Genomic DNA, 20374 nt, shown 5'->3' with positions numbered 1-20374 from the left:
AAAGCACTTTAATATAATATATGATACCTTATCCAATTTATTTCTAATATTTTCTTAGGTCAATTTCAGGGCCTTCTGTGAGGTTAAATACTATATAACCCCTTATGCCAATTAATTGTGCGCAGGAGTCCCTCTTCAAGGGTAAATGTCGGAAACCACTTTATACTTCTCCCGGCAAGACCTATATCAATCTTGAAGCCAAGGTGTTTTCCCTTTTCACAGGGGAGATTAATTATCTCAGAAGTTGAAGACGTGAGTCTGATTATACTGTTTGCCAGCTCATTTATAGAAAGCTGTGTTCCTGAACCGATATTTATTATCAGCCCCTCTACTTTGCTGCGGTAAGATACTGCCAAACTAAGCGCCCGAACAGCATCTTTGACATATATGAAATCTCTGGTCTGTTCACCTGTGCCGTAAACAATTAGTGGTTCATTGCGCAAAGCCCTGTCTATAAATGACGCCACAACAGAATTATACCCATAAATGCTGTGATTTTCTCCGAAGGTATTGCTAAACCTGATAGAGGTCACCGGGTAGTTATACCACCTGCCTACAGCCATTATGTGCTGTTCAGCCGCCAGTTTTGTGACTGCATAGGTGCTCTGAGGTATCACAGAAGACTTTTCATCAACTACAGGGCTTTCGCCGGCGCCATACACTTCAACAGTGGATGCATAAACAAAAAAGGGACGGTTCTTTGTCCGCAGAAGTGTTTGCATCAACTGAAAGGTCCCATATTCGTTATTCAGAAAATATTCCTCCGGGGTATTCATTGATTCCTTTCCCGAGTTGTACCCGGCTAAATGAATCACTACATCGATATTCAGTGAATTCATTTCTTTCACTGATATATCCTGGTATCTCTGTTTCAGATTTTGGACCTTCCCATCCAACCAATTGGTCGGCAGGCTATCTCCGTCCAGATACCCTCGCGAAAGGTCATCCAGTCCGTAAATTTTCGTAATATCCTGCCGTGATAATAATTCTTCGACAGTATGTATGCCATATAATCCGGCGGCCCCTGAAACCAGTACATTCACATAATCACCCCTTTGGCCCAGTTCAATTCATTATATTTCGAACCACTCAGGTTTGTGACTAATAAGGAGATTTAGGAAAACCCAAACGAAATTTTCCCCTTGTCTCAATTCCGCCCAGTCCATCTGTTCCGGTAATGGTATTTTCAATGACCTCACTTGTCGCTACCATCCTGTTAACAGACGTAAAGGCTACCTTTTCCACTATAAACACCGGATCAAAAGCATGAATCAGTACACGCAGGGGAGCGCTGGCATAATTAGCGCCTGCTTCCAGTAAAGCCTCATAATGTGACTGACACGCCCCTGCAAATATGATCAGATTATCCCTGTTACACTCTATCCGCCGCGCTGCTTTTACAGCTTCAACAAAGTATTTTGAGTTGTGGTAATTGCTCAGGTCGGAGAAATCAACACCTGACCTGATAATTCCATCGTGGCCCGTCAAAACAAGGATATCAGGGCTATATTTTTTTAATAACTCCGGGACAGATGCAGATTGTTCTACTTCAGGCAGATTCATTCCTCTGGCATGAATTCCGAGCTGTTCGTAGATTGCCATACACAAATTCAGATACTCCGGATTCCCGTCAATATGAAGCACCCGTCCCGGTATCTCAAAAAAATCTTCCACTGTTTCACTCTGGGCTCGCATTAAACTGTTGCTCCGTTCCTTTGCCCTTCTTTCAAATATTCTCTTCAGGCAATCATTATTAGTTTTGATAAATTTTTTGCGGTACTCCCTGATGTGTTCCCGGTCAACCTTAACCAGATCCTCAACAGGAGAGTCGGCAAAAAGCCTGACATCAAGCCCCAGTAACTTTACCCTGACTTCTCCGGAATCACTCTCAATAATGTCATTAACTTTGAAGTAAACATCATTATTGTAGGATTTCCGGGCAACAATATCGCCTACTTTTATGTCCATATCGTTCACCCCGCCCTCATCTCTGGTTATATATTATGCAGAAAAGCAGCCAGCCGTTATTGCAAAAAGAAACGGACAGCCGTCACATCATTGTGCAAAGCTGTCCTAAATAGTAATTTCAGCGCTAAATTAAGACATTATTTCTCCGGTATCAATGGATGAAGGGAGTTGCTTACTCTGGCGAACTCCTCAAAGCTAAGGGTTTCGCCCCTTCTCCCAGGGTCAATACCCAAATCCGGAAGTATTGTGCCTATTTGATTCTTATCAATCCCAAGAGAAGAAAGCGAATTTAACAGGGTTTTGCGGCGCTGGCCAAAGGCTGCTTTAACAACAAGGAAAAAAGCCTGCTCATTTTCCACCGAAGCGGGAGGGTTTTTTCTGGGAATAAACCGGATAACAGCAGACTCAACATCCGGTTGAGGCATAAATACCTTCCGGGGCACTTTTACAACCTGCTGAGGCTCACTGTAATAGTTGACCCCCAGAGTAAGGGCGCCATAGTCTTTACTTCCAGGGGCAGCAGTTATGCGCTCGGCTACCTCTTTTTGCACCATTAATATCATCAGACTGATATTAAAACGTTTTTCCAGAGCATGCATCAGCAGCGGTGTGGTGATATAATACGGAAGGTTTGCCACAACTTTAAACGGCCTGCCGTTTTTTCCATACTGCCCTTGGGTCTTCTCCTCAACCAAAGCATCAAAATCTGTTTTCAGGGCATTTCCCCAAAACATATCAATATTTGTATATCCGGACAGGGTCTCTGCCAAAACAGGCTGAAGGTTTTTATCAATTTCTATAACTACCACCTTCCCTGCTCTTTCAGCAAGAGCACAGGTTAAAGTACCTATTCCGGCACCAATTTCCAGAACCGCATCTTCACTGCCTAAAGATGCAGCATCAGCTATTTTATTGACAATATTGCCATCAACCAGGAAATTTTGGCCCAGATTTTTTTTGAATGTAAATTTATATTTATCTATTACCTGCCTTACAGTAGCCGGTGAATATAATTTCATTCAGAACTCCCCCGAAAATTAGTATATACTAGAGAAGCGTGCTTATTCAGTTCCCTATGTGCGCTCTTTCCTGTAGTACAAAAAAGGAAAGGCTTAGCCTTTCCACTATTCCAAAACATATACCTTTACTTTGCGCCGCCCCCATTTGCGAGCTTCTTTATCACTATCAAAAAATAGGTCAATTCTGTTTCCTTTTATGGCGCTTCCGATATCAAGAGCCTTAGCATATCCATAGCCCTCGACATACAGCCTTGTTCCTAATTTAATTACCGCAGGGTCAACAGCCACAGCCCCCCTATATGGATATATCCCGGAAGCAGTATTATTGCCGGTATGGGAATAAGCTGTGGAATTCATAGACAACGCTCTGTCAAATCTGATTTGACCACCACGGGAGACCTCTTTTACTGTCACAGTACCATAAGCCACTACCTTGGCAACCGGCTCACGGACAACCTTTTCGCTCATTACTTCGCGTTTTACTTCCTTACCGTTTCTATATGTAATCTTTATTGTCTTCTGAATCAAGCCATCCTGGCCTTTACAGACAACCCTGGTAGTCCCTTTCTCCATAGAAGTGTCACTTCGCCTCTCCAGTTTAAAGGGAACTTTTATAGATTCTTCAATATATTTATCACTATACCTGGATATTTCTATAGTATCACCGGACTTGATAGCTGTGCCAGGCTCCGGAACTACCTGGTCTCCGGGGTTGACTGCAATTTTTAGTTTTTCCAGGGCCTGTCCCACATTTCCCGGAGTAATCCATTGTTCGCTGATTTCACCGGCATCCACCAGATTAATGCGTAATTTACGGGTGATGCGCACGGTGATGTCATCTGTCAGTTTGGTATTCGGGGATGGTTCAATTATGTCTCGCTCACCAAGGGGAATACCGGCCTTTTTTAAAGATTCGGCCACTGTACCGCCCCTCATAACCACATTTACTTCTTTTCCGTCTGCAAATATCCTGATGTTATGCCTGTTGTAAAAAAATCCCGTTAAAATTATTATAGCTGCTACAACGACCCCGAGGCCCCAAGCAATCCACCTTTTGTCTCCCAAAAACCCTAAAGCGCTTCCCGGGGAGGTGTTAGCCTGCATGTAATCACTCCTTGTAATATCATTTTGTTTAAATTTTCTGTATTTACGAAATGGTTGTCGTTATATTTTAAACTATAAAAAGGCAATTGTCAAATTAACTTCGGAATCCAATCCACTGTTGGAATTTTATGTTATTATCTGAACAGCAACAGTCCTTCTGCCCCATTTCAGCGCTTCCGCACGCGTCTCAAAAAAGACGTCAATCTTCCGACCCTTGATAGCTCCACCTGTATCAGAAGCTATTCCGTAACCATATCCTTCAATGTATAATTTCGTGCCCATGGGAATTACTCTCGGGTCCACCGCAACTACTCCCCTCCTGGGCTTGATCCCGGTTGCGGTACGATAACCGGTGTGTGTATATGCAGTGGATACAAATTTTATCGACTGACCGGTGCCGGGTGCTCCCTGCCGGGATGACACCTGTCGTGATGGCACATCCCTGGTTGGGGCTCTGTACGAACCCACGGCTATAACCTGTGGAGTCGGAGTCATAATTACTGTGCTGCCGGTCATCTCTTTTGACAGGAGTTCATCATCACGGTAATGTTCTATAAAAGTATGCTTCATAACACCGCTTTTACCCGCTTGAGTTACCCGCTGCTGCCCGGGCTCCAGGTAAAGGTCCCACTTTTTAGTAACAGGCGCCGGGATTTCTTCATTCTCCGTTGTTTTAGTTATTCTATGCTTATAAACCCAGATAACCATGCCATCCCTTACTCTTGATGACAGGTGACGTGATACCGAATAGTATTCTACCGTTTCCCCTTCCTTCAGCGTATCAGGTGACCCACTGAAGCCAATTTCTTCTTTTATGCCGGCTTCCCTGATAACCTCCTGGACGGTTGGGGCAAACGTATGATAAGATATGGTTTTATTATCAATTTTTACAGAGACCTCCTTTACCGTACAAGATACAAAAATCCCCACTACAAGGACCAGAACCCCATATAGAACATAAGCCATAAATGTGGTCAGGCTCTGATTAATCCTCAGGCTTGCAGCCCCGTTCTTAATATCATACATACACTAACCTCCTCGCATCTACACTATGTCCTTTAAAATATATCTACAGGGTTGTCTAAAAATTACTGCCAAATAATTCCATGGTCTGCGCCTTCAAAAACATTTTAATATACTACCCGCCAGAAACATGTCATTCTATGGCAGCGACTTTACCCAAGTATTTGGCGAACCACGGGATATTGGCACAAAAAAAAGAAACCCTGCAGAGGGTTTCACAGACAGTGATCTTAATAGATAACTTTAGCTTATTTCCTTTAAAGGCGGGCTATTAACGACTTATACCGCCACTAACAATTAGTTATTGCTTTCATTTGAGTCATCGATTTATTTTTCAACTAATTAAAATTAATTTTAGAAATTTTTAATACCAAACAGTTCTTGAGTATTTCGAGTTGTTGCTTCCGCCAATTCTCCAGCAGATATCCCCCTTAGTTCAGCAATGCGTTCACCGGTAAATATCACGTAGGCAGATTCGTTTCGCTTACCCCGGTGAGGCTCAGGTGTCAAATATGGGGCATCTGTTTCAATCAGAAGGCGGTTCAAGGGAACCTCAACGGCAACCTCCCAAAGCTTAGCGGCATTTTTAAAAGTTACCGGTCCGGCAATGGAAATATAAAATCCCATCTTAACGCATTCCCTGGCCATTTCAACACTTCCGGAGAAGCAGTGCAAAACACCTCCGTTTGTGGCGGCATCTTCTTCTTTTAATATTTGCATCACATCACCATGAGCATCCCGGTCGTGTACTATTATTGGCTTGTTTATCTCTTTGGCGAGACTTATTTGCTGTCTAAATACTTTTTGCTGGATATCCCGGGGTGAAAGGTTGCGGTAATAGTCAAGCCCCATTTCCCCAATTGCAACAACTTTGGGATGGGCCGCAAGCAGCCGGACCTGTTCAAGGGCATCTGTGCCGGCATCTGCCGCATCATGCGGGTGAATTCCCACTGCAGCAAAAATAAAGTCATACTCCTCTGCCAGCTTTACAGACCGCATTGAAGAAGGTATATCATACCCTACATTAATTATGCCGGAAACCCCTTTTTCTCTGGCGCGCATTAACATTTCATTCCGGTCCGGATCATATCTTTTGTCATCAAGATGAGCATGTGAATCAAAAAACAACTCTATCACCAACTCCACTACTTAGCTTTTGAACCGCTGGGGATCTCTTTGTCAGGGTCTACGGTAACAATTCCCAAGCTGTCACCCTCTGAAGCAGCCAGAATCATCCCTTCGGATAAGATTCCTCTTAATTTGGCAGGTTTTAAATTGGCAACAATTAGAATCTTTTTGCCGATCAACTCTTCAGGACTATAATGTTTGGCAATTCCAGCAACTATTGTCCTCTGCCGGTCCCCCAAGGCAACCTCCAGCTTCAGAAGTTTATCCGTTTTCTCAACCCTTTCAGCTCTTAAAACCTCTGCCAGGCGTAAATCTATTTTAGCAAAGTCCTCAAAGGAAACGTATTCTTCCTGTTTGTCAGCTTCCTGTTCGCCAGCTTCCTGTTCGCCGGCTTCCTGTTTCAGTACTGCTGTACTTTCGGCCTCCTCACTCAGCACCTTTTCAACGTCGATCCTGGGGAAAAGGGCAGCCCCCTTTGAAACAGCCGCACCCGATGGGAACCGGCCCCATTCTTGTAACGATTCCCATGTTTTTACATCATCTGCCGCATTCTTGAGCCCGGTTTGTTCCCAGATGCGCGGAGGTAATGTCGGCATAAAGGGAGCAACCATAATAGTGATGACCCTGATGCTTTCCATCAGGTTGTAAAGGACCGTGCCCAGACGCGCTCTTTTATTTTCGTCTTTAGCCAGCAGCCATGGGAAGGTCTCATCAATATACTTGTTAGCTCTGCTGATAAATCGCCATACTGCCACCAGAGCGTTACTGAGTTCGTAAGTTTCCATAAGCTGCTCATATTCCTCAACAACCGCGCCTGCCGTCTTTATCAAATCCCTGTCGATGTCATCATATTCATCCGGAGACTGCACCGCACCGGCAAAGTACTTTTCTACCATAGCCACAGAGCGGCTCACTAGGTTGCCCAGGTCATTGGCCAGGTCAGAATTAATCCTCTGTACCAGCGCCTCTTCCGAATAATAGCCATCTGCGCCAAAAGGCAGTTCCCTTAACAAATAGTAACGTATGGCATTGACTCCGTACTTATCAATCAGCACTAATGGATCTATTACATTCCCTTTGGATTTGGACATCTTCCCGCCTTCAAGCAGCAGCCATCCATGAGCAACTACCTTTTTAGGCAGTTCAATTCCCGATGCCATCAAAATTATAGGCCATATGATAGTGTGAAAACGCACTATGTCCTTAGCCATAAGATGGACATCGGCAGGCCAGTATTTATTAACCAGAGAATTATCCGGTTGACCTCCCGTCAGCGCCGAATAATAGTTGGTCAATGCATCAATCCACACATAAATTACATGTTTGGAGTCAAAGGGAACCTTAATCCCCCAGTCAAAGGTTGTCCTGGAAACGCATAAGTCCTCAAGACCCTGTTTAATAAAGTTAACCATTTCATTGCGGCGGGATACAGGCTGAATAAATGCAGGATTGTCTTCAATATGCTTCAGCAGGCGATCGGCATATTTCGACATTTTAAAAAAGTAACTTTCTTCCTTAACAAGCTCTACCGGACGCCCACAATCAGGGCAGACCTTTCCCTCTGCCTGACGTTCGGTCCAGAAGGTTTCGCAAGGGGTGCAGTACCAACCTTCATACTCTGATTTGTATATGTCCCCCTGTTCGTACAGGTTAACAAATATCTCCTGGACAACCTCTTTATGTCTGTCTTCCGTGGTCCTGATGAAGTCGTCATATGAGACTTCCAGCGCCTTCCAGAGTTCTTTAAACCCGGCCACAATCCGGTCCACATATTCCTTGGGTTCCATGCCTCTCTCTTTGGCAGTACGCTGAATTTTCTGGCCATGCTCATCAGACCCTGTCAGGAACCGGGTGTCAAATCCCTTTAGCCGCTTATACCGGGCAATGGTATCAGCTGCCACAGTGGTGTATGCGTGACCGATATGTAATTTGTCACTGGGATAGTAAATCGGTGTGGTAATGTAGAAACTTTTCCTGACCATAATCTCACTCCTCTTTATTTGGATACACTTTAAACGGTCCACAAAAACGAAAAACCCACGCCCCGGAAAATAACGAAAGGGACGAGGGATATCCACGTGGTACCACCCTTTTTTACTTTGTGAAACACAAAGCCTTATACAGGTACAGAATGTATTATCTGAACAGAAGGAGTTTTCTATACCTGAAGCCTGTTAACGGAGCTTATCCGGCACAGCCTACTTTCTTAACAATTTCAGCCTGCTGTTCTGGGGCCATGTTCAATACAGTTTCTCCGGCTGGGCTTTCACCTACTCCCTGCTCTCTGGGCGGATAATCCCGTATTTACTCTTCCCCTTCATTACATTTCGGAAACCAATTTTAATGAGTATAAACAGATAATAACTATAAAACTGCCTTTTGTCAAGTTTTCCCTGGAGTTGCATCATATATACACTGGTTCCGAATATATCCTCGTTGTACCCCCTTAAATATCTGCCCACTTTCGTATTTTTTTAGAGCGGATTGTTTTTTGCCAAAGCTTGACTACCGGCACTATGGCTGCATAATTTGGCAGAATTCTTTCTAAAAAAGTGGTTGACTTTTAATGGAATCACTGGTATCATTTACTTGTAAATATTTGTCGAAAGTCGCTGGGAGGTTATAAGTATGAAATCAACAGGAATTGTTCGCAAAGTTGACGAGCTCGGACGTGTCGTGATTCCGATTGAGCTGCGCAGAACTCTTGGCATTGATGAAAAAGATGCACTTGAGATTTATGTGGACAGTGAAAAAATCATTCTCAAAAAATACGAACCCGCTTGTATCTTTTGTGGAAACGCGGATGATGTGCAGCACTTCCGCGGAAAAAATGTTTGCAAAGAATGTGCCCACGCAATGGCCGATGCGGCTGATGCGCAGTAAAAGTTTAAAGTTTACCTTGTAGAATAAAGAGAAGGACTTCTTTTAAAGGAGTTCTTCTCTTTTTTACCTTAATTAACCGACTTATTTACCTTCAGCTTCCAATACGGCAGTATATACAGCGTTTCTGCCTGTGCCTGTGCGACGGGCAACTTCCTTAATAGCTTCTTTTTTATCCCACCCCCGGGTGACTAAATCAATTACCATTAGAGACAGACCGGAAGCTTCATGAACCTGAGGGTTTTTTTCATCTCCTTTAATGCCTTCCAGGACTATGACAAACTCTCCCTTAGGACTTTTTTCCTCAAAATGTCTAACTACATCTGACAGCAATCCCCGCACAACTTCTTCATGGATTTTGGTAAGTTCCCTGGCTACAGCAACTTTCCTGTCTCCCAGCAGTTTTTGTATTTCCTTTAGTGTTTTAATTATCCTGCGGGGTGACTCATAAAAAACCAGGGTCCTTTCCTCAGACTTCATCTGTTCCAAAACCTTATTCCGCTCTTTTTTAACCCTGGGTAAAAATCCTTCAAACACAAACCTGTCTGTTGGCAGTCCCGAACTTACCACTGCACTAACAAGCGCCGCCGGGCCCGGAACCGGAACTACCGTAAACCCTTCATTTATTGCCAGACATACCAGTTCATATCCGGGGTCCGAAATTCCAGGTGTACCGGCATCAGAAACCAGAGCCACATCTTTTCCGGCATTGAGCTCAGATATCAGAATCTGCCCCTTTCCTTTTTCATTATGCTCATGGTAGCTGGTAAGGGGGGTATGAATATCATAATAGCTCAACAGCTTCCTGGTGTGCCTGGTATCTTCGGCAGCTATAAGGCTTACCTCTTTAAGTATCCTCAGGGCCCTTAATGTGATGTCCTCAAGATTGCCTATCGGTGTGGCACACAGGTACAGGATACCTTTTTTATTATCTCCGGTCATTTTCTGATCACCTTTAATAATCTCTAATTTCTCCTGCCTTGTCAGCTTTTTTATCTCTGCTTCTCGGGTCATGGCTTGTTCTTTTGAGGGGCATTCTTCGGAAAACATAAGTTCTACAGGCCCCCGGCCCCGCGTAAATTTGGCCCCTTTTCCCGTATTATGCTTGGCAATTCTCTTTTCCAGGTCGTTGGTATATCCTGTGTAGAGTCTCCCATCGCTGCATTTCAATATATAAGTATAAAATTTAACCGTCATAACAGCCACTTCCCCGGGAATACGGTTTACCTGGATAATAAATATCCCAAAAGGCATTGGTATAACTGCCATCTTCATTATAAACAAAAAAAGGCTCCTGTATAATAAGCTCAGGATTACCGCCCAATTGGGCCTCAATAAGTATCATGTTGGGTTTTTTACCCGGGTTCGGATGTACCATCTGCAGCCTTCGAGGCCTTAAACGGTATTTTTCCAGTGTAACAATAATTTCAGAAAGCCTTTCAGGCCGATGGACCATAGTCATTCGCCCTCCATACCGGACCAGCCTGGAGCCGGCATTGACAACATCATCAAGACTGCACCGGATTTCGTGACGCGCAATAGCGATTACGTCAGTCACATTCTGAGCGCCTCTGCCTACCGGAAGATAAGGGGGATTGGTCGTTACCACATCAAATTGGCCAACTCCCAGCACCCTGTCTGCTTCACAAATATCCCCTTGAATTATATCAATGAGACCTTCGAGTCGGTTGCCGCGAACACTTCTTCTGGCCCGGTCACAGCTATCCTCCTGTATTTCGAGTCCGATGATTTTCCCAGCTGCTTCCCTTGACGCTAAAAGCAATGGTATCACTCCGGTACCCGTGCCCAAATCAATAATTTTGTCCCCCTTCTTCAGAGCGGTAAAGTTAGCCAACAACACAGCATCCATGGAAAAACAGAAGGCAGACGGAGACTGAATAATCTTTAGGCCTCCCCTAATCAGGTCATCAAGCCGCTCTCCCTCCATAATGTCAAAACGGGAATTGGCATCAGAATCATTATACAGCATACCTAAAACCCCCGTTACTTTTTGTCAAGAAACCCCATACAGAAAAGGCAGTCACCTTCGGAACGGAACTCTCCGAAATGAAGATTGCAAATATGAAATCCTTCGCTATATAGGCGGACCAGATTTTCAAACCCGTGTTTCCGGCTTTGTTCATGCTTGTTTTTGGGATCGGCGGCATCCTTCAGATAATACTGGTAAACATCCATTATTTCCCGGCGCAGTTTCTCGTTTTCATCCTCTAAAGCATAAGCTCTTGTTTTAAGGGACTGCAGTTCCTGCATAAGACCCTTCATCTTATCTTCAAATTCGGCCAACAGGGCATTTAATTGTTTCAAAGGTCCTCACCTTTTCCCTCACTTTCACAGTTTCGTGAGTTTTTCTGGGGTCTTTTATCTCTTTTTTCCACACATTTTTCTTTGCATTTGTCTTTGCATTTTTCTCTTGGGCAAATCTGCAGTTCATCCGGTGTGAATTCAACCAGCTGCCTGCTTTCTTTGATTTCTACCATAAGTTTCTTTTTCAGGATATTGACCGATACCACCTTACCTTCTCCCACAGGTGTTATCACAGGAGTCCCCTCAGGAGGAAAGGCCGCTTTTTCAGTTTCATAGGCCTCTGACTCATATTTCAGACAGCACATCAGCCTGCCGCAGATGCCTGATATCTTTGTCGGGTTCAGGGAAAGGTTCTGCTCCTTGGCCATCCTGATAGATACCGGGTCAAATTCCCCCAAAAACGTAGCACAGCAAAGGCCGCGCCCACAGGTACCCAATCCGCCCAACATCTTGGCTTCATCTCGAACACCGATTTGCCTGAGTTCAATTCTGGTACGGAAAATAGCAGCTAAATCTTTAACCAGGTCCCTAAAATCAATTCTTCCATCTGCAGTGAAATAAAATATTATTTTGTTAGCGTCAAAGGTGAATTCAACATCTACCAGTTTCATGGGCAGACCATGTTCTTCGATTTTCTTCGCACATACCTTATAGGCTTCTTTTTCCTTGTTCTTATTAATTTCAATTTGTTTTAAGTCAACCGGATTTGCTTTACGGATAATCTTCTTAAGTGGAGCTACAATTTTTTCTTCTTCCACCATTTTAGGCTCAACAACAACCTGTCCGGATTCAATCCCCCGGGTCGTTTCCAGGATAACTATTTCATCAATCCTGAGATCAATGTCACCTGGGTCAAAGTAATATATTTTCCCTGCAGATTTAAATCTGATGCCAACCACTCTAATCATTATTATGGGCCCTCCTAACTCCTGCCACCTTTTTTAAGCACATCCGGCAAGCCTCAGCATTAGTACTTCTATTGCAAGTCTGAAATTTACATTACGGCTAATCTGCATTTTGGCTTCAACAATGTTCTGGATACTCTTTATAAGATAGCTCTTGTCTTTATATTCAGAATCTGTTTTTAACTCCTCAATCTTGTCAATATTAATAATCAGACTTGTGTCAGATGTCTCTTTCCATATCAACTGGTCTCTGTACCATAAGAGTAACTGCTCCAGTACTTCAGGCATAATCTCTTTATTTTTCTCAAATTCCTCAGCTTTCTTTATAAGTTCACCGATATCCCCCTTTTTAACCCTTTCATACAACTGAAAGACCAACTCCCTTGTCCTCAGACCTTTGTCGGGTTCAGCCATGGACCAGGCCTTACCAGGCAGTCCGTTACAGAGAGTGGCCAGCAGTACTGCAGTTTCAGGGTCACCCCTGTTGTTATCTCTTAAAAATTGTTCTATCTCCTGCTGCGGGACCTTCCCAAGTGCAACCATTTGACAGCGAGAGACAATTGTTGGCAATAAATTATACGGATTTACAGTTGTTAATAAAAAAACTGTCCCTGGCGGGGGATCCTCAAGAATTTTTAACAGGCAGTTACCTGCATCCCGGGTCATGGTTTCCGCCCGGCTTATCAGATATACCTTCCCCGAAGCCTCATAAGGTTTGAAGGAGGCTGTTTTCTGCAGTTCCCTCACCTGTTCTATCTTAATGTTATTTCCCTGAGGTTCTACCAGGAAAAAGTCGGGAAAGCTGCCCTTGGCAAACCTCATACAGATACTGCATTCGCCACAGGCATCGCCTGTTCCTTCCCTGCACAACAGGGTATTGGCAAACGCCTTTGCCAGAGTGGTTTTTCCAACCCCTTCCGGGCCATGAAAAAGGTAGGCATGGGCTACCCTGCCTTCAGCCAACGCATTCTGTAAAATCATCTTTGGCTGTTTATGCCCGATCACATTAGCTATCATCATAATTATTATCCCTCTGTCTATGAATAAATATCTATTAATAAGCCCCTGATCTCATCAACCTTGGCAAGTACCGCTATTTTATCCTTCTGTTCCGATAATAACATTTGGGTTAGACTTTCCATTTCCTTATTAACTGTCTCCACCATTGAATAAACCTTGTGCCTGCCTCTTCTGTCCCATCCATGCTGTTCCCGCATCTGGTACATTTTATTTACCGCATAATCAAGGAATTTCTGAATGAGATCCTTATATTTTTTTAAGTCCCTTATATTTAGAGTTCCCCCCAGCACCCTGCCCTGTTTTTCGATATCACTTAATAAATTCCCCAACTGCTGGTGCACAATGTCATTGTGGACTTTATGCAGTTGTTCGTTAAATGATTGATTTTCCCGACCGGCAACCTGTTTAGCATCCTTGTCAGATATTGCAAAACCGGAAGTACCATCTTTTGTTATTTTGCGGATTTTCATAATCCCAAAACCTCTTTTACCAGTCGGACGACCTCAGAATGTATAGTTTCCGGGTCCCTGCCGGCATTAATTATTTTACACCTTTGGGGTTCTGATAATGCCAGATCCCTGAAGCCCTGTCTCACTTTCCTGTGAAACTCCATATTTTCCTGTTCGATACGGTCTTTTTCTTCTCCTGCTGCCACAATCCTTTTTTCATTGATGCGTCCAATGCCGATATCGGGGTCCAAGTCAAATATCAGGGTAAGATCTGGAACCACCCCGGCAACTGCCATTGCATTGAGTTCATTTAAAAAACCAATATCAATGCCGCGCCCAAATCCCTGATAAGCTATGGTGGAATCAGTATACCGATCACACAGCACAATCTGTCCTTTCTCAATAGCCGGCCTGATAACCTCTTCCACATGCTGGGCCCTTGCCGCTGCATATAATAATGCTTCAGTGCGGGCAACCATTTCTTTGTTCCGGGGATCAAGCAGCAAACCTCTGATTTCTTCACTTATGCTTGTCCCGCCCGGCTCCCTGGTGTATACAACACTCTTATTCAGCTGTTCCAAGCTTAGACCCAGCATCTTGATCTGGGTAGTTTTACCTGCCCCGTCAGGGCCCTCAAAAGTTATGAATATGCCTTTCATCCAATCCTCCGGTGTGCGTAAATTAAAATGAATCAACTACTTTTATGGTATCCAGCGTGGGGTCGCCGGGACCATGAAACATGCAATCCCAGGATCTCAATTCCCAGATTAAAGCTACTATTTCACTAGTAATCATTTCTCCCGGACAGAGCAGCGGTATTCCCGGTGGATAAGGGGCTACCAGTTCTCCCGCTACCTTGCCCACAGCTTCCTTAAGAAGTACCTGCCTTAGCGGGGCAAACCACGCCTCCTCAGGATTGAGAATAACTCTGGGTGGAGGAATATTCACCGGCCCGGGTAAACTTTTCTCAGCACCGTTAGGGAATGATTTGGAGGCAATGTCAGTCAGGGCACTTATAAGCCTGTCCCCATCTTCAGGACTGCTTCCGATTGACAGCATACATAAAATACAGAACCTGTCACATAGTTCAACCTGAATATGGTACTTTTTATGCAGCATTTCGGCGGCTTGGCAGCCCGACAGCCCCAAATCCGTAAAAGAAATATAAAGTTTTGTAGGATCAACAACAGCCATCCCCGATATCTGGGAAAGATCCTCCCCAAAGCATTTAATCCCCGGTATCCCACTTATTTGCTCCCTAATGTACCTTGCTATCTTTAAGGTCCTACCCATTAAGCGCCTGCCCGACATTTGCAAATGTCCCGTTGCTGCATCCAGGGAAGCCATCAACAAATAAGAAGGGCTTGTTGACTGGAGAATCCCGAGCTGCCGGGCTATTTGGCTGTCATCAATAATTTTGCTTTTTACGTGAAGCATAGATGCCTGTGTAAAGGCATCCAGGGTTTTATGGGTACTCTGAATACTTATGTCAGCGCCTGACTGCAGCGCTGTTTGGGGCAATTCATCACTGAATATAAAGTGAGCCCCGTGAGCCTCATCAACAACCAGCGGTATATTATAACGATGAACTACTTCCGCAGTTCTTGACAGATCTCCGGCTAATCCGTAATACGAAGGATAAACCTGAAATACTGCCCTAATCAGAGGGTATCTTTCAAGCATCACAGCAATTTCCTCAGGTGCAGGGGGATAAGGTATCAGATACTCGGCATCCAGCTGCAGAGGTAAATACCTTGGCTTCAGACCGGCAAGAATACACGCCCCTATTACCGAGCGGTGCATGTCCCTGGGAAGTAATACTTCTTCTCCTCTCCTGCATACCGATAAAAGAGCTGCATGTATTCCTACAGTAGAACCATTTACGAGAAAAAAAGTCCTGTCTGCACCAAAAAGCCGGGCAGCCCGTTGCTGTGACTCTTTTATCGGCCCCATAGGATTGTGAAGGTCATCCAGCCCGGGAATTTCGGTCATATCTAAAGCAAAAGGGTTGGTCCGCATTAAACGGGCAAATTTCCGGTGGATGCCCCGGCCCTTCTTGTGACCCGGCATATGAAAGGGAACAATATTCCTCTTTTTGTTCTTCACCAGAGCCTCTATTAAAGGCATATACCCGGACTTGTGCATTGGAATAAGCCCCTTTCTCACTGTTGAATTCGCCTTATTTAAGGTAAATTCCTTTTTGCCCCTGCCTAATATAAAAAAAAACAGTGAAAATACTCACTGTCAAATTCAGCAGGTAAACCAAATGTTCCTCACCTTCTCCTTTAAAAGAAAGTAAGATTTATCCTCTACTGTAGAATCGACAATCTTCTTTTCACATTTTTCACATATATACCGTCCCAGTAATTTAAATCCTTCTTCGCCTTCATAAATCTTTTCAGCGCAAAAACTGCAATGAACCAAGCCCTTCATTAACGTTCCCCCTAACCTTCCTTTCCATTATATATAAACTTAAGTAAATAGTAATCCCAATTATTTTTCCCTGAGTCTGTATTGTTGACAAGTTTCCTGTAATATAACCATATACTATTCTATGTACCAAATACTATAAAGGTTCTTTACAAATTCTGCTTCTCGGATTATTATGGAAATAGGTGGGGAAGGAGATATTAATGTGTGGAATTTTGTCGAAACATATCTTTTTATGAAATTAACAGAGGCTTTTAATAAGGTTAGATATCCGGGAACAGTTAGCCCCTTGGGCCAAAAGAGGACTCTAACAGCCAGGAGCAGTAAATCCGCAGACGCTCACCCTGATTTTAACACACTGATTATGGACGCAGCCCGGCGGCATGGGCTGCAGCCGGAACTTATAAAAGCGGTAATTAAGGTTGAATCCAATTTTGACACTGGTGCCCAATCCTCGGCAGGCGCCCAGGGATTAATGCAGTTAATGCCGCAAACAGCTAAGTACCTGGGGGTTAATAACCCTTTTAACCCTGCTGAGAATATAGAAGCAGGGGCAAAATATCTGAAGCAGATGCTGGATAAGTTCGACGGAAACCTGCAGCTAGCCCTGGCCGCATATAATGCTGGTCCGGGCAATGTAAATAAATACGGTGGAATTCCACCTTTTAAGGAAACTCGTAATTATGTCAGGAAAGTGACCGAGGCACTCAATATCGACTACATGGCATAACCATAAAAGCTTGCCTATCTGAACACACAACCATTTTCCTGAACCGGGGACCCCTTATTTGGAATATATCCTCAGGATGTCTCCATTGGGGGGTTTTGTCTTTTGAGGTAAACACGCCCTACGTGATTGGCCTTTAGATGAGATAGTTCTTTCCTCTCCTACAAGAAATTACTAATTAATTATATTAAAAAGAAGGATTTTGTCAAAAATTGTTTAAATGTTTATATAAGTTGCTGCTAGAACCTTCGTGACCGAGGAGGGTAAAAAAATGGCTGTCAGATTCTTGGACTGTATGGGTTCTCATTATATGGTAGGCATACAGCAGGGCCGAATGGGCAAACAGGCCATTCATGCTGCTTGGGAAATTTTTTCTGATTCTCAGCACCTGGAGATGATTCGAAAAGCAAAATTTGCTCCCAAAGCCCTTTATCTTATCCATTGTCAACAGAAAGCCGAAAACTTTCTGAAAAAGATTGTTAAAGATGCACTCCCCGAACAGCATGAGCGAATCAAAGGGATTGCTTCAGGTGCAGACATACCCGAGAAAATTATCTACCTGCTCCAGGCAATTGAAATGGAGCTTACGCCCAAACCCAGTATGTATGCACTTGGATCCGGAACCATAATGGGCATCAAGCCGGAGGCTACCAATACAGGTGAACCTGTATTGATTAAGAACCTGGACTATACCCTTCCTTACCAGGACATGCTTTTTGTCAGGAGAAACAAGCCCATGGCTGGCTGCCAGACACTTGACGTATCTCTGGCCTTTTCTTCAGGAGCCCATGCGGGGGTAAACGAACACGGGTTATGTTTTCTGCATACTTTTGCTTACCCGTCTGACAGTCTTAGCATTAAAAGTATCCCCCTTAGCATTGTTCTCCAGGAGGCGCTGGAAACATGTTACACTGTTGAAGAAGCTGCCAGATTAATTAACCGGCACAACAGGGATGCAGGGGCCAGTATTCTGCTGGCTGACGCTTCAGGTGACATGAGAGTGCTGGAAACCAGCAGGTCAAGCTCAGCTCAGCGGTTGGCCGAAAATAACTATATCATTGCCACAAACCACTATACATCGCCGGAAATGACAAAAAATCAATTTCCTATGGATGCCAAATGGGGTGATAAAGCCTTACCCCGGCTGCGAGGAGAAGCTGTATATAACTCCAGCCTTTCAAGATACTCAAGGGCCGAACAATTGCTCTCCAAAGGAGCAATAAACCCCGACTCTATTGAAGAGATACTTGCTGATCATAATGAAGAGGTTCCGGGAGAAAATACGATTTGCCGCCATGGTGCAGTATTTTCCACTCAGGCTTCAATTATAATATATCCTAGCCGCAAGTCCATCCGCGTCGCCGCCGGTAAACCATGTGAAGGTCAGTTTGAAGAGTTCACCATGAAAAAAGTTTAGATACCGGAAGAGAAGTTTAACATCAATTGCTATCTAAAATCCCCATATATAGATAATAGCCACCGGAATTAAAACCGGTGGCTATTCCTTTATGAATTTTCAAATCGAATAGTTTCATGCTTCGCTCAGCTCTGGGCCAATTGCGGACAGCCACTGGTATCTTTCAGCAATCTGCGGGCCCAATATAAATAATTTTCCACTTCCCATTCTGTTGCACCAAGTAAAATACTTGGCTCACATCAGTGGTCTCAATTCCAGTGATCTCTGGTTCTAAAGTACAACTGAATTTTACAGACATGACGCCGTCAAACCCAGCGCAATTTCCAACATACCTCGTAATCGTTTGCACACTCATATCCTCGTGGCCTTTGATCCACATTAATTTTTGTTCTAATTCAGATCTGGCAAGTGCAAATCCATCAGCATCTTTTCCTTTTAGATAATTCCAAAAAGCCTCTGATGCTGCCACTTCAGGGTCGAAGTTTTGGTATTCCCCGGGTTTGCTGTCAAAAAAACTGTAGGAGATAGAGGTAAAATCATTAGTGTAAGTCTGTTGACCGTTTTTACCGTTCCACTCCCATAAAATCTCAATTGACTTAACATTATGTCCAATATTTTGCGCCCTGGCAGTAAAAAGCCTAAAATTGCTTTCTTCATTACCCCTACTGCTCATACCCTGGGTAACAACATCTGCACCGTTAATCTTTAAATCAATATCAGGAAAATTAGACTTAACCTCAACATCAGCTTCAGCATCAGCATCAAGATAGCATCCCGAGGCCTCAAGTATCCATGAATTAGATTTATCATAGGTAAAACTGTAGAAACGGATTACTCTGACAAGAAAATATTTGGCGCTATCGGGAACCCAATTTGATTTCAAAATCAATCTGTTCCAAATGTTATCAGGAATTTCTGGAGACTTACTCTCTTTATTAATAATTCGAATCTCTTTAATTTGCACCGGGTTATCTTCGCTAAGTTTCCACTCGGGCAGGTACATGGTTTTCATGGTTACCGTATTGTTAATATAAGCAGCTAAGGAAACTGTCAGCCAGACAGCTAAAATCCCAAGTAACACAATCCATCTCTTTTTCAACGACCTCAACACCTTTGTCGTTATGCTTTTATATGGAATATTCTCCATAAGGAGGAAATAACCTTTATGACGCGAACTATATTTCGGCTAGTTTTATAGTATATGAGTAGGCTCCCGGAAATGACATAAATGAAAACATCAATAGCGTTCTTCCCTCAGTGAAGGATTGCTGTCACAAGTCTGAAGCTCGGGTCGCGCTGATGGAGGGTGGCAGATATATTCCTCCAGGATGGCTACAACTCAGCCGGCTTGCCACTCGCTCAGCTCGTGGGCCGGCTGACGTCAGACTCATCCTTCCGGAACATATCTGCCACCTTAAAAATTTTTGGTTTGCGCTTAGCGCAAACCTTCCTTTTTTCTTCTATCTTGCTCAAATATGAAAAACTCTTTGTAAAAATCAAGTGGTTTAACCTGTTGACAAAATCAGGTTTTTGTTAAGGGTCGATGTGTTCCGGAAGGCGGTGTCTGTCGTCCGGCCGGGCTGGCCATGGCACCTCTTAGCACTTTAGTGCTTAGAGGTGGCGGTACCCTTGGGGTAAACCCGCCACTGCGGGAGCCGCTGCCGGCGGAGACGTTGCCCGCCGGAGGAATACATCCACCCTTAACTGCTGATGGTGTTTGTCAATGAGAAGAACCACTTGCTCTCACAAGTGGTTCTTCATATTAAAATCCGGCAACGTCCTACTCTCCCAGGACCCTGCGGTCCAAGTACCATCAGCGCTGAGAGGCTTAACTGCCGTGTTCGGGATGGGAACGGGTGATCCCTCTCGCCATAGTCACCGGAAAATGTAATCGGTATTTAGTTGAGGTTTGTTCCCTCAAAACTTTACAGAGAATTTGTTCGTAAGAGAATTTCACTACTACTTCAGGTCAAGTCCTC

Annotated in this window: 21 protein-coding genes, 1 rRNA gene and 1 other annotated feature; of the genes, 4 read left to right on the top strand and 18 right to left on the bottom strand. The window is 44.0% G+C overall.

Annotated elements, in window-relative coordinates; translation table 11 throughout:
• Nucleotides 1-83: 83 nt before the first annotated feature.
• From Ga0451573_RS13325 to metG, 7 genes are all read right to left on the bottom strand, one after another.
• The gene (locus Ga0451573_RS13325; protein WP_231684623.1) at nt 84-1043 is read right to left on the bottom strand and encodes an NAD-dependent epimerase/dehydratase family protein; all 960 of its coding nucleotides are present in this window, start codon (nt 1041-1043) and stop codon (nt 84-86) included.
• A 58-nt stretch (nt 1044-1101) separates the two neighbouring features.
• Nucleotides 1102-1968 carry a sporulation peptidase YabG gene (gene yabG / locus Ga0451573_RS13320; protein WP_231684622.1) on the bottom strand — a complete coding sequence of 289 codons (867 nt, stop codon included), beginning with the start codon at nt 1966-1968 and terminating at the stop codon, nt 1102-1104.
• Between the two features lie 137 nt (nt 1969-2105).
• Nucleotides 2106-2987, bottom strand: coding sequence for a 16S rRNA (adenine(1518)-N(6)/adenine(1519)-N(6))-dimethyltransferase RsmA (gene rsmA, locus Ga0451573_RS13315; RefSeq protein WP_231684621.1), 882 nt, complete (start codon nt 2985-2987; stop codon nt 2106-2108).
• 105 nt (nt 2988-3092) lie between these two features.
• On the bottom strand, nt 3093-4091 hold the full coding sequence (locus Ga0451573_RS13310; RefSeq protein ID WP_231684620.1) for a resuscitation-promoting factor: 999 nt from the start codon (nt 4089-4091) through the stop codon (nt 3093-3095).
• 126 nt (nt 4092-4217) lie between these two features.
• A complete protein-coding gene (locus tag Ga0451573_RS19850) occupies nt 4218-5117 on the bottom strand; it encodes a 3D domain-containing protein (RefSeq protein ID WP_269438271.1) in 900 nt (299 codons plus the stop codon).
• A gap of 351 nt (nt 5118-5468) precedes the next feature.
• Entirely contained in the window at nt 5469-6242 is a 774-nt protein-coding gene (locus Ga0451573_RS13295; protein ID WP_231684707.1) for a TatD family hydrolase, read from the bottom strand.
• A 17-nt stretch (nt 6243-6259) separates the two neighbouring features.
• Complete coding sequence (gene metG, locus Ga0451573_RS13290) at nt 6260-8224, bottom strand: methionine--tRNA ligase (protein WP_231684619.1); 1965 nt, start codon at nt 8222-8224, stop codon at nt 6260-6262.
• A gap of 74 nt (nt 8225-8298) precedes the next feature.
• Nucleotides 8299-8572 (bottom strand) — a binding site (T-box leader).
• Between the two features lie 298 nt (nt 8573-8870).
• On the opposite strand from metG, the gene Ga0451573_RS13285 reads away from it, so the two are divergent.
• Complete coding sequence (locus tag Ga0451573_RS13285) at nt 8871-9125, top strand: AbrB/MazE/SpoVT family DNA-binding domain-containing protein (protein WP_231684618.1); 255 nt, start codon at nt 8871-8873, stop codon at nt 9123-9125.
• 81 nt (nt 9126-9206) lie between these two features.
• Here Ga0451573_RS13285 and rsmI read toward each other — a convergent pair whose 3' ends face one another.
• From rsmI to Ga0451573_RS13240, 9 genes are all read right to left on the bottom strand, one after another.
• Nucleotides 9207-10319, bottom strand: a complete 1113-nt coding sequence (rsmI, locus tag Ga0451573_RS13280; protein ID WP_231684617.1) for a 16S rRNA (cytidine(1402)-2'-O)-methyltransferase — start codon at nt 10317-10319, stop codon at nt 9207-9209.
• A complete protein-coding gene (locus Ga0451573_RS13275) occupies nt 10309-11112 on the bottom strand; it encodes a tRNA1(Val) (adenine(37)-N6)-methyltransferase (protein WP_231684616.1) in 804 nt (267 codons plus the stop codon). Before Ga0451573_RS13275 ends, rsmI begins: the two co-directional genes overlap by 11 nt.
• 14 nt (nt 11113-11126) lie before the next feature.
• On the bottom strand, nt 11127-11447 hold the full coding sequence (locus Ga0451573_RS13270) for an initiation-control protein YabA (RefSeq protein WP_231684615.1): 321 nt from the start codon (nt 11445-11447) through the stop codon (nt 11127-11129).
• Complete coding sequence (locus Ga0451573_RS13265) at nt 11444-12355, bottom strand: PSP1 domain-containing protein (RefSeq protein WP_231684614.1); 912 nt, start codon at nt 12353-12355, stop codon at nt 11444-11446. Before Ga0451573_RS13265 ends, Ga0451573_RS13270 begins: the two co-directional genes overlap by 4 nt.
• 33 nt (nt 12356-12388) lie before the next feature.
• Nucleotides 12389-13372 carry a DNA polymerase III subunit delta' gene (gene holB / locus Ga0451573_RS13260; RefSeq protein ID WP_231684613.1) on the bottom strand — a complete coding sequence of 328 codons (984 nt, stop codon included), beginning with the start codon at nt 13370-13372 and terminating at the stop codon, nt 12389-12391.
• A 17-nt stretch (nt 13373-13389) separates the two neighbouring features.
• Nucleotides 13390-13842 (bottom strand): YaaR family protein, encoded by a 453-nt coding sequence (locus tag Ga0451573_RS13255; RefSeq protein ID WP_231684612.1) that lies wholly within the window; start codon nt 13840-13842, stop codon nt 13390-13392.
• On the bottom strand, nt 13839-14480 hold the full coding sequence (gene tmk / locus Ga0451573_RS13250; protein WP_231684611.1) for a dTMP kinase: 642 nt from the start codon (nt 14478-14480) through the stop codon (nt 13839-13841). Before tmk ends, Ga0451573_RS13255 begins: the two co-directional genes overlap by 4 nt.
• A 22-nt stretch (nt 14481-14502) precedes the next feature.
• Nucleotides 14503-15966 (bottom strand): aminotransferase class I/II-fold pyridoxal phosphate-dependent enzyme, encoded by a 1464-nt coding sequence (locus Ga0451573_RS13245; RefSeq protein ID WP_231684610.1) that lies wholly within the window; start codon nt 15964-15966, stop codon nt 14503-14505.
• Nucleotides 15967-16071: 105 nt separating this feature from the next.
• A complete protein-coding gene (locus Ga0451573_RS13240; RefSeq protein WP_231684609.1) occupies nt 16072-16254 on the bottom strand; it encodes a sigma factor G inhibitor Gin in 183 nt (60 codons plus the stop codon).
• Between the two features lie 202 nt (nt 16255-16456).
• Here Ga0451573_RS13240 and Ga0451573_RS13235 point away from each other — a divergent pair, with 202 nt between their 5' ends.
• Both Ga0451573_RS13235 and Ga0451573_RS13230 read left to right on the top strand, forming a co-directional pair.
• Nucleotides 16457-16981, top strand: coding sequence for a lytic transglycosylase domain-containing protein (locus Ga0451573_RS13235; RefSeq protein WP_331459422.1), 525 nt, complete (start codon nt 16457-16459; stop codon nt 16979-16981).
• Between the two features lie 268 nt (nt 16982-17249).
• Complete coding sequence (locus Ga0451573_RS13230; protein ID WP_231684608.1) at nt 17250-18395, top strand: C45 family autoproteolytic acyltransferase/hydrolase; 1146 nt, start codon at nt 17250-17252, stop codon at nt 18393-18395.
• 163 nt (nt 18396-18558) lie between these two features.
• Here the strand turns inward: Ga0451573_RS13230 and Ga0451573_RS13225 are convergent, their stop codons facing one another.
• Nucleotides 18559-19494 (bottom strand): hypothetical protein, encoded by a 936-nt coding sequence (locus Ga0451573_RS13225; RefSeq protein ID WP_231684607.1) that lies wholly within the window; start codon nt 19492-19494, stop codon nt 18559-18561.
• A 207-nt stretch (nt 19495-19701) separates the two neighbouring features.
• On the opposite strand from Ga0451573_RS13225, the gene Ga0451573_RS13220 reads away from it, so the two are divergent.
• The gene (locus Ga0451573_RS13220; protein ID WP_231684606.1) at nt 19702-19932 is read left to right on the top strand and encodes a hypothetical protein; all 231 of its coding nucleotides are present in this window, start codon (nt 19702-19704) and stop codon (nt 19930-19932) included.
• A gap of 230 nt (nt 19933-20162) precedes the next feature.
• On the opposite strand, the gene rrf is transcribed toward Ga0451573_RS13220, so the two are convergent.
• Nucleotides 20163-20278 (bottom strand): 5S ribosomal RNA (rrf, locus tag Ga0451573_RS13215).
• Nucleotides 20279-20374: the final 96 nt, after the last annotated feature.

It is taken from the genome of Phosphitispora fastidiosa (assembly GCF_019008365.1).
Classification (GTDB): domain Bacteria; phylum Bacillota; class Thermincolia; order Thermincolales; family UBA2595; genus Phosphitispora; species Phosphitispora fastidiosa.
This window is presented reverse-complemented; position numbering and strand designations above follow the sequence as displayed.